Below are 13,796 nucleotides of genomic sequence, written 5' to 3' on the forward strand. Positions count from 1 at the left end.
TGAAGCTGAATTATATTTTATTCTACAGTCTTTTAAGTCTTTTTATGTCGTGTAAATCTCAACAAGTAGTAATTGTTGGAGGTGACGGCTATGGCCAAGTAGAACAAGAGCAAGAACAGATAAGGGTTACTCCAGGTACTTGTGTATTTTATGGAGAGGTACTCGCTATAGATGGTGGTGGAATTATGTTTGGCGTAAGTTCTTTAGACGGTTGTGGCCCAGGTGTTACTACCTATCCTAAAGTAGGAGCAAAACTTTCTGCTAGATTTAAAGGAGAAGTTCCTTGTCAAGTAGGAGATAGAGTTCAAGTTAAAGTAGCAGAATTCGAAAAATCATATTCTATTTTGGATGTAATTACATTGTAGTTTTTCCTACTTTTGTACTAATCACATATACATATACATACTAACCCCATTATAAATTATGCTGAAAAGTATTTCAGAACTAGTTGATATCTTAGATACTCAAACTGTAAAACGTCGTCTTGTTTTATGTGCAGCAGCAGACGATAATGCATTGGATGCAGTGTATAGAGCATATAAAAAGAATATTATTGAGCCTATTCTTGTTGGAAATAAAGAGGATATAAAAGATTTATGTACGGAAATGAATTTTGACTTTTTTGATAAAGTTGAAATAATTAATGTCGTAGATCCGAAAGAAATGGTAAAAACTTCAGTTTCTTTAATTCATAATGGAAAAGCAGACTTTTTAATGAAAGGTCATATTTCTACAGCAGAACTAATGCGTGGAGTTTTAAATAAAGAATGGGGATTAAAGAAGAGGAGAGTAATTTCTCATTTTGCACTATTTGATTTACCAGCATACCATAAGCCTCTAGCATTAACAGATGTAGCTATGAATATAGCACCTGATCTAGAAACAAAAATCGGTATTTTAAATAATGCCATTGAGTTTATGAGAAAGGTAGGTGTCAAAAAACCAAAAGTAGCCGCACTGGCTGCAGTAGAAATGGTAAATGAAAAGATGCAAGCAACTTTAGATGCAGCTTTACTTACTATTATGGCTAATAGAGGTCAGATAAGACATTGTGAAATTGATGGACCTTTAGCATTTGATAATGCCATTAGTCAAGAATCATCGTCTCACAAAGGAATTAAGAGTACAGTGGCAGGGGATGCAGATTTATTGTTAGTACCAGATATTGAAGCAGGTAATGTTCTTTATAAAGCCTTTGTTTTCTTTGCAAATGCCAAAGTTGCATCAATTATTTTAGGAGCAAAAGCACCAATTGTATTAACATCAAGAGCTGACTCTATGGAGACAAAGCTAAATAGTATCAGGTTGGCTGCAGCATCAATAGAATTATAAAAAGATGAACAATAGAATATTAGTTATCAACCCTGGTTCTACATCTACAAAAGTAGCTCTTTTTGAAGGTGAAAATGTTTTTTGTGAACAAACACTTAGACATCCTTCTGAAGAATTATTACAATTTTCATCAGAAAAAGAACAGTTAGATTTTAGACGAGAAAAAGTTTTAAACTTTTTAAAAGAGGAAGAGATTACTTTGTCGTCATTAGATATTGTAATGGCAAGAGGTGGTTTATGTAAACCAATCCCATCAGGTGTATATTCTATAGATGAAAATTTATTACATGATTTAGCTGAAACACCAAGAAAACATGCAAGTAATCTTGGTGCTAAAATAGCGTTTGATATTGCTTCGAAATTAGCCATTCCTTCTTGTATTGCAGACCCTGTAGTTGTAGATGAGTTGTCTGATATTTCTCGCTTTTCTGGTCACCCAAAATTTCCGAGACTTTCTATATTTCATGCTTTAAACCAAAAAGCAATAGGAAGAGTATTTGCTAAGCAAGTAGGTATTAAATATGAAGATTTAAACCTGATCATTGTTCATTTGGGTGGTGGTATTTCAGTAGGAGCACATCAGAAAGGAAAAGTAATAGATGTAAATCAAGGTTTAGATGGGTCTGGTCCATTTTCTCCTGAAAGAAGCGGAACTCTTCCTGTTGGAGATATTATAAGAGCTTCTTTTAGTGGTGCTTATACACAACAGCAAATGATTGAAATGGTTGTTGGACGTGGTGGATTGTATGCTTATCTAGGAACCAATGATGCAAAAGCAATTAGAGAAGCAGCAGAAAGAGGAGAAGAAAAAGAATTAGAAATTATGAATGCCATGATATATCAAGTGGCAAAAGAAATTTGTAGTTTAACAGTTTCATTAGAAAATAATATAAATGCAATCTTACTTACTGGCGGTTTAGCACATGGAAAGTGGATTACAGATAGGATAACAGAAAAAGTTAAACACATTTCTGATGTGCATGTTTTTCCTGGCGAGGATGAAATGTGGGCACTAGCTCAGAATGGTTTAATGGTCTTGAATAAAGAAGCTATACCACAAGTGTATGGAGATACTATTTACTAGTAAAAAGCAGGAATGATAAATCAGGAAACAAAGAAGTTTATTTTAGAAAATGAGAAGGAAAACCCCTCTTCAGTAGTGTTAAAAGCAGCTAAGTATACTAATGTTGATGGTAAGATTGCCGCTCAACAGATAGGGGCTAGACAAAAAGCTAAAAAGAAACTTCCTTCTTGGTATGAAAATACAAATATAGAATACCCATCAAAAGTACCTTTAGAGCAATGTTCTTCTGAAAGAGCTGCAAATTTTAAAGCGAAGATTGTTACGGGTACTTCGCTTATTGATTTAACTGGTGGGATGGGTGTTGATGATTGGGCTTTTTCAAAGTATTTTTCTGAAGTAACTTATTTTGAGCGACAAAAAGATTTATCAGAAATAACAAAAAAGAACTTCGTCACTTTAAATCAATTAAATATTGACGTTAAGAGTGGTGATAGTTTAGAGTGGCTTCAAAAGAATAATATTAATTTTGATGTTGTATATCTTGATCCTGCAAGACGAGATAAAGAAAACCGCAAACTAGTAAGGGTAGAGGATTGTGAACCAAATGTGCTAGAATTTAAAGATTTACTTTTTAATAGAGCAAATAAGGTTTTAATAAAATTATCTCCAATGATTGATATAAAAAGTACCCTACGATCACTTCCTGAAGTAAGTAACGTATGGGTAGTTTCTGTTGATGGAGAATGTAAAGAGGTATTATTCTTATTAGATAAAAAGGAACATCCAGATGTTAAAATTCATACTGTTGACCTAAAAGGAGAAGAAAAAGAGATTATTTTTTCTTTTGATCTAAACGAAGAAGAACAATGTGGAGTTGAATTGGCAAGTGAATTGCACCAATATTTATACGAGCCTAATGCATCTGTGATGAAAGGAGGTGCATTTAAAAGTATCTCAAACAGATTTGGCTTAAAAAAATTACACATCAACTCCCATTTATACATTTCTGATGTACTAATAGAAAATTTTCCAGGCAGAAAATTTGAAATAACAAAGCAAATTCAAGCACAGAAAAAAAGTATTAAGAAAGAAATACCGAACTTAAAGGCTAATTTGTCGGTCAGAAATTTTCCTCAAACAGTAGACCAGCTTAGAAATAAGTTAAAGTTAAAAGAAGGTGGAGAAATTTACCTCTTTGCAACTACAATAATGAAAGAGGAAAAAGTGTTATTAGTATGTAAGCGTATAAATTGAGATCAACTTCGAACAGAATATGTATAAAACAGTCTACGTAAAAACAAAAAAAGAATCTAGAAGAACTACTTCAGACAGATTAAGATCAGTAAAAGTTAGTGGAGAAGAAACTGCTGAGGCTTTAGAGACTTGCATTCAACAACATGCAAAAGAAGGTTATAAAGTATTTAGTATTACTCCTATGTCTTCTGCAAGTTCTAGTAATGTAGGCACAGGTGGCTGGGGTTTTAGCTACACTGATGGTATGATTGTAGTTTTTGAGAAAGTATCTTAAATATAGAACTACGCCAAAAGAAAAGGAGTACAATAGTACTCCTTTTTTATTTATATATACTTGAAAGTGAGTTTGATGAGTTAATTAATCAACATAGATTCAAATAACTCTTAATCTTTTATTGCATGCGATTAACATCTTTGTATTTTTGCAAACTTATTAGGCGGTGGTACGTCTAAAAAATTCAAAAGAAAAGAAAATGTCAGTAGCACAAAAAGGTCATAAAGTAAAAGTACACTATGTTGGTACTCTTAACGATGGAAGTCAATTTGATTCTTCAGTTGAACGTGGTGAGCCTATCGAATTCAAAGTTGGAGCAGGTCAAATGATTCCAGGTTTTGATGCAGCAGTAGAAGGTATGACTGTTGGTGATAAAAAAACAGTGAATATCCCTTCTGACCAAGCTTACGGTCCTGCTCGTGAAGATTTAATTATTGAGTTTAAGCGTAGCGACATTCCTGCAGATATGAACCCTAAAATTGGTGATCAAATTGGTCTTCAAAGCCCTCAGGGTCCTATTCCTGCAACTGTTGTAGAATTAAACGATGAGATTATTAAAGTTGATGCTAACTCTCCAATGGCGGGTAAGGATCTTAACTTTGATATTGAGTTAGTAGAAGTTTGTGAAGATTCTTGTGAAGATGATAACTGCAATTGCTAGTTCTAAAATATAAGTATTGATAGTAATATCAATTTTAAAAACACCGATTTGTATTTGTCAAATCGGTGTTTTTTTGTTTTCAATTGGAAACATTATAATAAAAAAACAAACTTTCTTAAGTTTTTATGTCATTACTCGTGTAATAGCTTAATAAAGTTTTTAAATTTGCAGATTGATTGAGAATACTAAATTTTCATATCTTGAAATAAATCGAATGATATAAGTGACTAGTTCACTTTCAATATAGTTATAGATTATGCTTGAGCAGATAAAAAAAATTGAAGAACAAATAGAAAAAGCTACAGCTCAGACTAAGGAAGAGCTTGAAGATTTTCGTATTGGTGTAGTAGGTAGAAAAGGAATTATTGCAGATTTATTTAGCCAAATGAAAACTGTTGCTCCAGAAGAGCGCAAAACATTTGGACAGACTGTAAATGCATTAAAAAATGCTGCTCAAGATAAATTTCAAGAGTTACAGGATGCCTTGGAATCTTTACAGGCTACAGATATAAATCATCAAGATTTAACCTTACCAAATATTCCTAACGAAATGGGGTCTGTTCACCCTATTACAAAAGTGCGTGAAGAAATTAGTCGTATTTTTGAACGTATTGGTTTTAATATTTCAGAAGGTCCAGAAATTGAAGATGATTGGCATAACTTCTCAGCTTTAAACTTCCCTCCAAATCACCCTGCTAGAGAGATGCAGGATACTTTCTTTATTGAAAAAGATCCTGATATTGCATTGCGTACACATACATCTTCTGTACAGGTAAGAATTATGGAAAATGCAAAGCCTCCATTCAGAACATTGTCGCCAGGTAGAGTATACCGTAATGAAACGATTTCTGCTAGAGCACACTGCATCTTCCATCAAATTGAAGGTTTATATGTAGATAAAAATGTATCATTTAAAGATTTAAAAGATACACTTTATTATTTTGCGAAGGAGTTCTTTGGCCCTAATTCAAAAATACGTTTAAGACCTTCGTATTTCCCATTTACAGAACCTTCTGCAGAGCTAGATGTTAGCTGTTCTGTTTGCGGAGGTAAAGGCTGTAACATCTGTAAGTACTCAGGATGGGTAGAAATAGGAGGTTGTGGTATGGTAGATCCAAATGTATTAAAAGCATCAGGAATTGATCCTGAAGAATATACTGGTTTTGCTTTCGGTATGGGAATTGAGCGAATGACGATGTTGAAATACAAAATCAATGATCTTAGATTGTTTACAGAAAATGATTTGAGATTCTTACGCCAATTCGAAGGACTGTAAAGCAATCCAAAATTAGATGAAAAGAAAAAGGTTACTCGTGAGGGTAACCTTTTTTGTTTAGTTATTTATGTCTTCAACAAATTCATGTAATGAGGTTGCGTCTTTTAATTTTATTCTACCTGCCATTACAAGCCTAAATTCTCTGCGCTGTAATGCACCGTCAAATAGTTTTTTCTCTTCTTCAGATTCTGGAATTAATTTAGGTACAATGATAGGTCTCCCCGTCTGATCAACTGCTACGAAAGTAAAGAAAGCTGTATTTGTTTCTATTTTAGTGCCATTTGGAATGTTTTCGGTGTAAACACGAATAAAGACTTCCATAGAAGAATTGAAAGCTCTTGTAACATGTGCTTCTAAAGTTATTGTATCTCCAAGTTTTGGAGAATGCTTAAATGATACATTATCTACAGAAGCGGTAACAACAACGCGGTTAGAGTGCTTTTGAGCTGAAATAGCAGCAACAACATCCATTAAATGTAATAATCGTCCACCCATTAAATTATGAAGTGGGTTTGTATCGTTAGGAAGTACCATTTCAGCGCTTGTTACAAATGATTCTTTCGCAAACTTTTCATGTTTCATATATTTTTTCTTTTAGTTTAATCATGTACGGATGTATGTATTTATAAGTTTAATTTAAAAAAATGAAACTTTACCTATTTGGAATACAGAATCTTAAATTTTATTTGTATTTTTTTTAAAGAAATTGTTTGGGTGCTATAAATTGTTGTATTACTTTTGCATCACTCTACGGGGAACAGGGTGCCATGGCCGAGCGGCTAGGCATCGGTCTGCAAAACCGCGTACGGCGGTTCGAATCCGCCTGGCACCTCTAAAAGGTCAAAATCAGAAATGATTTTGACCTTTTTTGTTTTTAATTATTTTTAAAATAAGGAATTCTATTTTTCTTTAGACATAAAAATAGAGCTGTTTTAGTGCGATTTTATTAAATAAAAAGAGGTTTCAACCGATTGTCTATTTTATCATATGTTATGTTAATAAGATGTTATTAAGGAAAGAAACTGATACTCGTTTATGGTGAAAAGATGTCGAATGTCATTTTTTATTGTAATTTGGAATAGTTCTAAATAAGTTTTTTTTACACTTTTAGGTGTTTAAGTACTTGTTTTACAATTGTTTAAGTGTGTTTTTTTACTGTTTTAGTACTAAATGCCAATTTGTTTATAAGTTTGAATTATCTACCCTCCCGTATTAGCTTTGCAGTTGAATGTACAATTGCATATTTCATCTAATTTTTTGTATAAAAACTTCAATGGTATGAGTATCGGCAGAAGTGTATTAAGGTTGCGCTACACATTGGCTGTGGTGTGCGGTTTACTGCTAGCAAGCACAACAGTGTTTGGTCAAGGAGACGGCATTCCCACTGATGAAGCGTCGATCTCGGCCGGGATGGAGCTTTTCGATGGCAACTGCTCTTCCTGTCACCAAGTACACGAAAAAGGCGTCGGGCCGGCGCTTAAGAATGTTTACGAGCGTCGTGACGTCAAGTGGCTGACCAAATTTATCAAACATCCAGGTAAAACTATCGAAAGTGGTGATGCATACGCAGCAGCACTTTATGACAAGTTCAAACCTACGATTATGCCAAACCAAGATCTTTCTGATGAGGAAATATTACAGGTTTTAGCATACGTAAAAGATGCAACAGTAAAGGGTCCAGCAAAACCGGCAACTGCAGCAGCAGACGCATCGGGAACAGAAGGAGCAGCAGCTCCTCAAGGTATGGTAGTTAGTTCTAACCTTTTGGTTGGAGTAATTATCGGACTATTAGTCTTACTAGGTATAGTATTAGTAGTATTGGTTGTATTAGCCAATGTATTAACACAATACTTAAGACAACAAAAAGGACTAGACGAAGAAGATGAGGCTTACATCAATGCAAAATTTAGTTTTGCATCGATCTTTAAAAGTCAAGTTTTCATTGGAATGTCTTCTTTTGTATTCATCATGATTGTAGCTAAAGTAACTATTGATTCTTTATTTGCAGTCGGAGTACAACAAGGATATGCTCCTGATCAACCTATCCAATTTTCACACAAACTTCACGCAGGGTATTACGAAATTGACTGTAAGTACTGTCACACAGGTGTAGAGAAATCAAAGAATGCTAACATTCCTTCTGCAAACATCTGTATGAACTGTCACAACAGTATCCGTCAAAACTCTCCTGAAATTCAAAAAATCTACTCAGCAATTGAGAACGATGAACCTATACAATGGGTACGTGTTCACAACTTGCCAGATTTAGCGTATTTCAACCACTCACAACACGTGAAAGTGGGAGGCGTTGAATGTCAAACTTGCCACGGTGAGATTGAAAAAATGGAAATCGTTCAACAACATTCGTTGTTAACAATGGGATGGTGTATTGATTGTCACCGTAAGACAGATGTAAACGCAAAAGGTAATGCGTATTATGACAAAATGGTAGAAATGCATGACGCAACTTCTAAAGAACCAATGAAGGTAAAAGACATTGGTGGTTTGGAATGTGCTAAATGTCACTATTAATTTGTCGCTTTTTGAACCTTTTGGTCACTAAGCTTTCAACGGATTTTCTATAAAGAGAAATGGCAAAGAAAGAATATTGGAAGGGCGTTGAGCAATTGACTAACGACCCTGAGTTTGTAAAATATGCGGAAAAAGAATTCCCGGATCACCTTACAATTAAGGATGCTTACGGTGATAATTCTGAAGGAGACTTCAAAAGCAACAGACGTGACTTCTTAAAAGTTATGGGCTTTAGTGTAGCAGCGGTTTCGCTTGCAGCATGTGAAGCTCCTGTTAAGAAGGCAATTCCTTACCTAAATAAGCCAGAAAACATTGATCCAGGTGTAGCAAACTATTATGCTTCAACTTTCTTCAATGGTTCAGAGGCTATGCCTGTAGTAGTAAAAACTAGAGAGGGGCGTCCTATCTTCATTGAAGGTAACACTTTCTCTAAGTATTCAAATGGAGCAGTTACTGCTCGTGCGAATGCATCTATTATGGGACTTTATGATGAATCGAGAGCACAAGCTCCTTCTAAAGGTGGTGTAAATACTACTTGGAAAAAGGCTGATGCTGAGATTATCAAAGGTTTGAATGCTGCTGGAAAAGTTGCTGTAGTATCTAATACTATTGTATCTCCATCTACTAAAAAAGTAGTAAATCAATTTGCTGATAAGTATAACGCAGACTTGATCACTTATGATCAAGACAATAATTCAGCAATTATTGAAGCAAATAAATCACAGTTTGGTAAAGCTGCAGTTCCTTCTTACTCTTTTGGAGAAGCGGACGTTGTTGTAAGTTTTAACGCAGACTTCTTAGGTAACTGGGTAGCTCCTGGAATTTTTGCAACAGATTTTGCAAAAACTCGTAAGGTTGGACCTAACAAAAAGAAGATGTCTCAACTTTTTAGTTTTGAGACAATGTTAACAATTACAGGAGCAGCAGCAGATTATCGTTCGGCATTAAAACCTTCTCAAGAAGGAGTAGCTGTAGCAGCATTATATAATGCAATTGCTAAAGCAACAGGTAATGCAACTGTGAAAGGTACTTTAAAAGATGCTAATGTTGCTAGAGCAGCAAAAGCTTTATTAAAGGCAAAAGGTAAATCTATTGTAGTTTCAGGTATTAATGATGTTAACGTTCAACTTTTAGTGAACGGAATCAACCAAATGCTTGATAACTATGGTAAGACTATCGATTTAAATACTCCTTTATATACACGTCAAGGTTCTGATTTACAAATGAATGCATTTGTTGATGCATTAAAGTCAGGAAAATATGGTGCTGTTGTATTCTATAACTGTAATCCAGTTTATGATTACGCAAGAGGAAAAGAGATAGCAGCAGGTATTAAGAAAACAAAATTATCAGTAGCTACAAACGATCGTTTAGATACTACTGCATCACTTTGTACTTTTAATGCTCCTGATACTCATTTCTTAGAAGCATGGAATGATGCTGAATATAAGAGAGGATATTTTAGTGTAGCTCAACCTACTATCAATACAATTTTTGATTGTCGCCAAGCACAAGATTCATTCTTAGCATGGGCTGGGTCAGAAGAAGAATATGATGAGGTTGTAAAATCTTTCTGGAAAAAAGATTTGTTTGCTTTGCAATCAAAAGAGCTTTCAGCTCAAACTTTCTGGGTAAGATCATTACACAATGGTATTTTTGAAATAGAGGAAACAGGTAGCTATAGATCTGCTAACGATACAGGTGTTGAAACAGTAAATTATTCAGCTTCAGCTGATGTTACTTCAGCAGGTGCTAAAGTTGCAGCTAAATATAGAACTACTTCTGAATGGGAATTTGTTGCATACCCAGCTACAGTAATGGGCTACGGTACAATGGCAAACAACCCATATATTCAAGAAACTCCAGACCCAATTACTAAAGTAACTTGGGGTAACTTTGTAGCAATTACACCAGAGGACGCTCGTAAATTAGACGTTCACAAGGAATTTGAAACAAAGAAAAAAGTATTGAAAGTGTCTGCTAAAGCAGGTAGCTTTGAATTACCAGTTATCATGCAGCCGGGCTTAGCTCAAGGTGTTATTGCTGTTCCTTTAGGATACGGGCAAGGCACTAAAGCAGGTAAAGTTGCAGAAGAAGCAGCTGGTTACAATGCAATGTCATTACTTACAGCTAAAGGTTTAACAAATTACTCGATCACTTCAGGTGTTACAGTAGCGGCAACAGATGCATCAGTAGATGTTGCTCAAACACAAACACATGAAACAATCATGAGTCGTGAGTCTATTATTCAAGAGACTACACTTGCTCAATATGTTAAGAACCCTGCAGCTGCAAGACATGATGTAATGATCAATACTTATGAGGGTAAGGAAAAAGCAACAGATATTTCTGCTTGGGACATTAATTCTGATGGTTATTCAGAAGATGCTCATAAGAAGGAAAGTCATAAACCTGGTGTAGCTCTTCTTTGGAATGAGGAAACAGGAATTAAGGCTGATGTTCATAAATATCCTAACCACCATTGGGGTCTAGCAATTGATTTGAACTCTTGTGATGGATGTTCAGCTTGTGTAACTGCATGTCATATTGAAAACAATGTGCCGATCGTAGGTAAGCAAGAAGTAATAAACCGTCGTGAAATGCACTGGATGCGTATCGATCGTTATTACAGTCAACGTCCAGAAGATGAGTTTACTGAAGAAGAAAAAGCATCAATGACAGATTACGAAATGATGGAGCGTGCTGCACGTAACCCTGAAGTCGTATTCCAACCAATGATGTGTCAGCACTGTAACAATGCTCCTTGTGAGACTGTTTGTCCTGTTGCTGCAACTTCACACTCTTCAGAAGGTTTGAACCAAATGACATACAACCGTTGTATCGGTACTAAGTATTGTGCGAATAACTGTCCTTACAAAGTGCGTCGTTTCAACTGGTTCAAATACCATAACAACGAAGAATTTGACTATCACATGAATAACGATTTAGGTAAAATGGTGTTAAACCCAGATGTTACTGTTCGTTCTCGTGGTGTGATGGAAAAATGTTCGATGTGTGTACAAAGAACTCAAGCAGGTAAATTAAATGCAAAAAGAGAAGGCCGTACTTTGGTTGACTCTGATGTATCTACAGCTTGTTCTACAGCTTGTTCTACAGGTGCAATCAAGTTTGGCGACTTGAATAATCCTGATTCAGAAGTTCGTCAGTTATTACAGGGCGAATTACACGAGCGTGCATACAATGTCTTGGATGAAATCAACACTCGTCCTAACGTTTATTACCTTGCTAAGGTGAGAAACAAAGACGAGAAGAACGCATAATTAAAGGATACCTTTAGGTTGTATTATCGTAAGGTGTCCGATTTTAAAGTTTAAGTTATTCATACTCTACATAAGATAAAATGCAGATAGTATCGAAAGTTCGTGAGCCACTGGTAACCGGTGGCAAAACGTACAAGGACATAACAGAAGATGTCTGTCGACCTGTAGAAGGCAATCCTTCAATGGGTTGGTTTGCAGGAATGGCGGTTTCACTCATACTTCTCCTTGCAGGTGGCGTATTCTTAGCAGACCTTCTTTGGTCTGGTATTGGTCGTTGGGGTCTTAATAAGACTGTTCAATGGGCATGGGATATTACCAACTTCGTATGGTGGGTAGGTATCGGTCACGCAGGTACTTTGATTTCTGCTGTACTATTACTTTTCCGTCAGAAATGGAGAACTTCCATTAACCGTGCGGCAGAGGCAATGACTATTTTTGCTGTAATTTGTGCGGCAATATGGCCAGTAGTACACATGGGTCGTCCTTGGATTGGTGGTATTTGGGCTTTACCATTACCAAACACATATGGTTCACTTTGGGTGAACTTCAACTCCCCATTATTATGGGATGTATTTGCCATCTCAACATACTTCTCTGTATCGTTGGTATTCTGGTTTATTGGTTTAATTCCTGATTTTGCTACAATTCGTGATCGTGCTATTAAGCCGATTCCTCGTTTAATCTACGGAGCTCTTTCTATGGGTTTCAACGGTTCAGCAAAAACATGGATGCACTATGAATCAGTATCATTGATTTTGGCAGGTCTTTCGACACCTTTAGTACTTTCAGTACATACAATTGTATCGATGGACTTTGCAACCTCAGTGATTCCTGGATGGCATACAACAATCTTCCCTCCATACTTCGTAGCGGGTGCGATCTTCTCTGGATTCGCAATGGTATTAACATTAATGCTAGTAACTCGTAAGTTGTATAAATTGGAAGATTACATTACAATGGAACACATCGAAATGATGGCATTAGTAGTAACAATTACTGGTTCTATTGTAGGTATAGCATATATTACAGAATTCGTGATCGCATGGTATTCAGGTGTTGAATATGAGCAATATGCTTTCGTTAACCGTATGACTGGTCAATACTGGTGGGCATATTGGTCTATGATGGCTTGTAACGTAATTTCACCACAGGTATTCTACTTCAAGAAATTGAGAACAAGTATTCCATTTATTTTCTTTATCTCGATTGTAGTAAACATTGGTATGTGGTTTGAACGTTTCGTAATTATCGTAACTTCTCTTCACCGTGATTACCTTCCATCATCTTGGTTGTACTTTAACCCTACAATTTATGATGTAATGTGTTACGTGTTTACTTTTGGATTATTCTTTACATTATTCTTGGCATTTGCTAAGTACTTCCCTGTTATTAACATGGCAGAAGTAAAAGCTGTATTGAAAGATTCAGATTCAAAAGTGTACCAATCGCGTCGTACTATTTCTAACGATGTAGTACCAGAAGCTGATAGAGTTCCAGTTGATCTTTAGAAACTAATTTAGAGATGGAAAAAAACACAAATTATTTAGTAGGCGTTTTCGGTGATCACGATATCCTTCTTAAAGCAGTTAAAGCATTAAGAAAGAAAGGTGTAAATATCTATGAGGTATTTAACCCGTATCCAGTTCACTTTTTAGAAGATGCTTTAGGATATAAGCGTTCTTGGATGCCAAGAGCAGCTTTCGGATTTGGTGCTTTAGGAACAACGTGTGCAATCTTATTACAATCATGGATTATGGGCTTTGAATGGCCTATGATTATTGGAGGTAAAGGATTTATCGCAATTCCTGATTTTGTGCCAATTACTTTCGAATTAACAGTTTTATTCTCTGCATTTGGTATGGCAGGTTCATTCTTTGTATCACAAGATTTGAAACCTCATAAGGTTCCTCAAATTTTTGATCGCCGCCAATCAGACGATAAGCATATTATGGCAATTGATATTGCAAATAATAAATTATCAGAAGAAGAGATTAAAGCTTTGTTATCAGAGTTTGGTGCTGAAGAAGTAAATAATAAGAGCTTTACAGAAAGAGAGAAGAAAGCTTCTTTCTTAGACTATGTAAGTGACTTATTTACTAAAGGAGTTACAGATTCTGCTAGAGAGATTAAAGGGTAATCATCTTATCACGATAAAAAATTAC

12 protein-coding genes and 1 tRNA gene are annotated in these 13,796 nt (G+C 35.5%); 12 read left to right on the plus strand and 1 reads right to left on the minus strand.

What is annotated here, in order from left to right:
* The first annotated feature begins 44 nt into the window (after positions 1 to 44).
* From KM029_RS15785 to KM029_RS15815, 7 genes are all read left to right on the plus strand, one after another.
* Complete coding sequence (locus KM029_RS15785) at positions 45 to 365, plus strand: hypothetical protein (protein WP_144074158.1); 321 nt, start codon at positions 45 to 47, stop codon at positions 363 to 365.
* Between the two features lie 58 nt (positions 366 to 423).
* Positions 424 to 1,332: a bifunctional enoyl-CoA hydratase/phosphate acetyltransferase gene (locus KM029_RS15790; protein WP_144074159.1), complete on the plus strand. Its 909-nt coding sequence runs from the start codon at positions 424 to 426 to the stop codon at positions 1,330 to 1,332.
* A gap of 4 nt (positions 1,333 to 1,336) precedes the next feature.
* Positions 1,337 to 2,416 (plus strand): butyrate kinase, encoded by a 1,080-nt coding sequence (buk, locus tag KM029_RS15795; protein ID WP_144074160.1) that lies wholly within the window; start codon positions 1,337 to 1,339, stop codon positions 2,414 to 2,416.
* A 12-nt stretch (positions 2,417 to 2,428) separates the two neighbouring features.
* Entirely contained in the window at positions 2,429 to 3,610 is a 1,182-nt protein-coding gene (locus KM029_RS15800; RefSeq protein WP_144074161.1) for a class I SAM-dependent methyltransferase, read from the plus strand.
* A gap of 19 nt (positions 3,611 to 3,629) precedes the next feature.
* Positions 3,630 to 3,884: a hypothetical protein gene (locus KM029_RS15805; RefSeq protein ID WP_144074162.1), complete on the plus strand. Its 255-nt coding sequence runs from the start codon at positions 3,630 to 3,632 to the stop codon at positions 3,882 to 3,884.
* Between the two features lie 199 nt (positions 3,885 to 4,083).
* Positions 4,084 to 4,545, plus strand: a complete 462-nt coding sequence (locus KM029_RS15810) for an FKBP-type peptidyl-prolyl cis-trans isomerase (RefSeq protein ID WP_144074163.1) — start codon at positions 4,084 to 4,086, stop codon at positions 4,543 to 4,545.
* A gap of 253 nt (positions 4,546 to 4,798) precedes the next feature.
* Positions 4,799 to 5,821: a phenylalanine--tRNA ligase subunit alpha gene (locus KM029_RS15815; RefSeq protein ID WP_317130466.1), complete on the plus strand. Its 1,023-nt coding sequence runs from the start codon at positions 4,799 to 4,801 to the stop codon at positions 5,819 to 5,821.
* Positions 5,822 to 5,878: 57 nt separating this feature from the next.
* On the opposite strand, the gene KM029_RS15820 is transcribed toward KM029_RS15815, so the two are convergent.
* Complete coding sequence (locus KM029_RS15820; RefSeq protein WP_144074165.1) at positions 5,879 to 6,403, minus strand: acyl-CoA thioesterase; 525 nt, start codon at positions 6,401 to 6,403, stop codon at positions 5,879 to 5,881.
* A 179-nt stretch (positions 6,404 to 6,582) separates the two neighbouring features.
* Between KM029_RS15820 and KM029_RS15825 the strand changes: the two genes are divergently transcribed.
* From KM029_RS15825 to KM029_RS15845, 5 genes are all read left to right on the plus strand, one after another.
* Positions 6,583 to 6,653: transfer RNA gene (locus KM029_RS15825), tRNA-Cys, on the plus strand.
* Between the two features lie 446 nt (positions 6,654 to 7,099).
* Positions 7,100 to 8,353: a c-type cytochrome gene (locus tag KM029_RS15830; protein WP_144074166.1), complete on the plus strand. Its 1,254-nt coding sequence runs from the start codon at positions 7,100 to 7,102 to the stop codon at positions 8,351 to 8,353.
* 59 nt (positions 8,354 to 8,412) lie between these two features.
* Positions 8,413 to 11,634 (plus strand): TAT-variant-translocated molybdopterin oxidoreductase, encoded by a 3,222-nt coding sequence (locus tag KM029_RS15835; protein WP_144074167.1) that lies wholly within the window; start codon positions 8,413 to 8,415, stop codon positions 11,632 to 11,634.
* Positions 11,635 to 11,714: 80 nt separating this feature from the next.
* A complete protein-coding gene (gene nrfD / locus KM029_RS15840) occupies positions 11,715 to 13,142 on the plus strand; it encodes an NrfD/PsrC family molybdoenzyme membrane anchor subunit (protein WP_144074168.1) in 1,428 nt (475 codons plus the stop codon).
* Positions 13,143 to 13,156: 14 nt separating this feature from the next.
* Positions 13,157 to 13,771, plus strand: coding sequence for a DUF3341 domain-containing protein (locus KM029_RS15845; RefSeq protein WP_144074169.1), 615 nt, complete (start codon positions 13,157 to 13,159; stop codon positions 13,769 to 13,771).
* The last annotated feature ends 25 nt before the right edge of the window (positions 13,772 to 13,796 follow it).

Source organism: Flammeovirga kamogawensis (genome assembly GCF_018736065.1).
Lineage (GTDB): Bacteria > Bacteroidota > Bacteroidia > Cytophagales > Flammeovirgaceae > Flammeovirga > Flammeovirga kamogawensis.

Coding starts and splice junctions, on each gene's coding strand:
- KM029_RS15790 (WP_144074159.1), top strand. CDS start 424: ATGCTGAAAAGTATTTCAGAACTAGTTGATATCTTAGATACTCAAACT.
- KM029_RS15820 (WP_144074165.1), bottom strand. CDS start 6,403: ATGAAACATGAAAAGTTTGCGAAAGAATCATTTGTAACAAGCGCTGAA.
- KM029_RS15800 (WP_144074161.1), top strand. CDS start 2,429: ATGATAAATCAGGAAACAAAGAAGTTTATTTTAGAAAATGAGAAGGAA.
- KM029_RS15810 (WP_144074163.1), top strand. CDS start 4,084: ATGTCAGTAGCACAAAAAGGTCATAAAGTAAAAGTACACTATGTTGGT.
- KM029_RS15835 (WP_144074167.1), top strand. CDS start 8,413: ATGGCAAAGAAAGAATATTGGAAGGGCGTTGAGCAATTGACTAACGAC.
- nrfD (WP_144074168.1), top strand. CDS start 11,715: ATGCAGATAGTATCGAAAGTTCGTGAGCCACTGGTAACCGGTGGCAAA.
- KM029_RS15830 (WP_144074166.1), top strand. CDS start 7,100: ATGAGTATCGGCAGAAGTGTATTAAGGTTGCGCTACACATTGGCTGTG.
- buk (WP_144074160.1), top strand. CDS start 1,337: ATGAACAATAGAATATTAGTTATCAACCCTGGTTCTACATCTACAAAA.
- KM029_RS15785 (WP_144074158.1), top strand. CDS start 45: ATGTCGTGTAAATCTCAACAAGTAGTAATTGTTGGAGGTGACGGCTAT.
- KM029_RS15845 (WP_144074169.1), top strand. CDS start 13,157: ATGGAAAAAAACACAAATTATTTAGTAGGCGTTTTCGGTGATCACGAT.
- KM029_RS15805 (WP_144074162.1), top strand. CDS start 3,630: ATGTATAAAACAGTCTACGTAAAAACAAAAAAAGAATCTAGAAGAACT.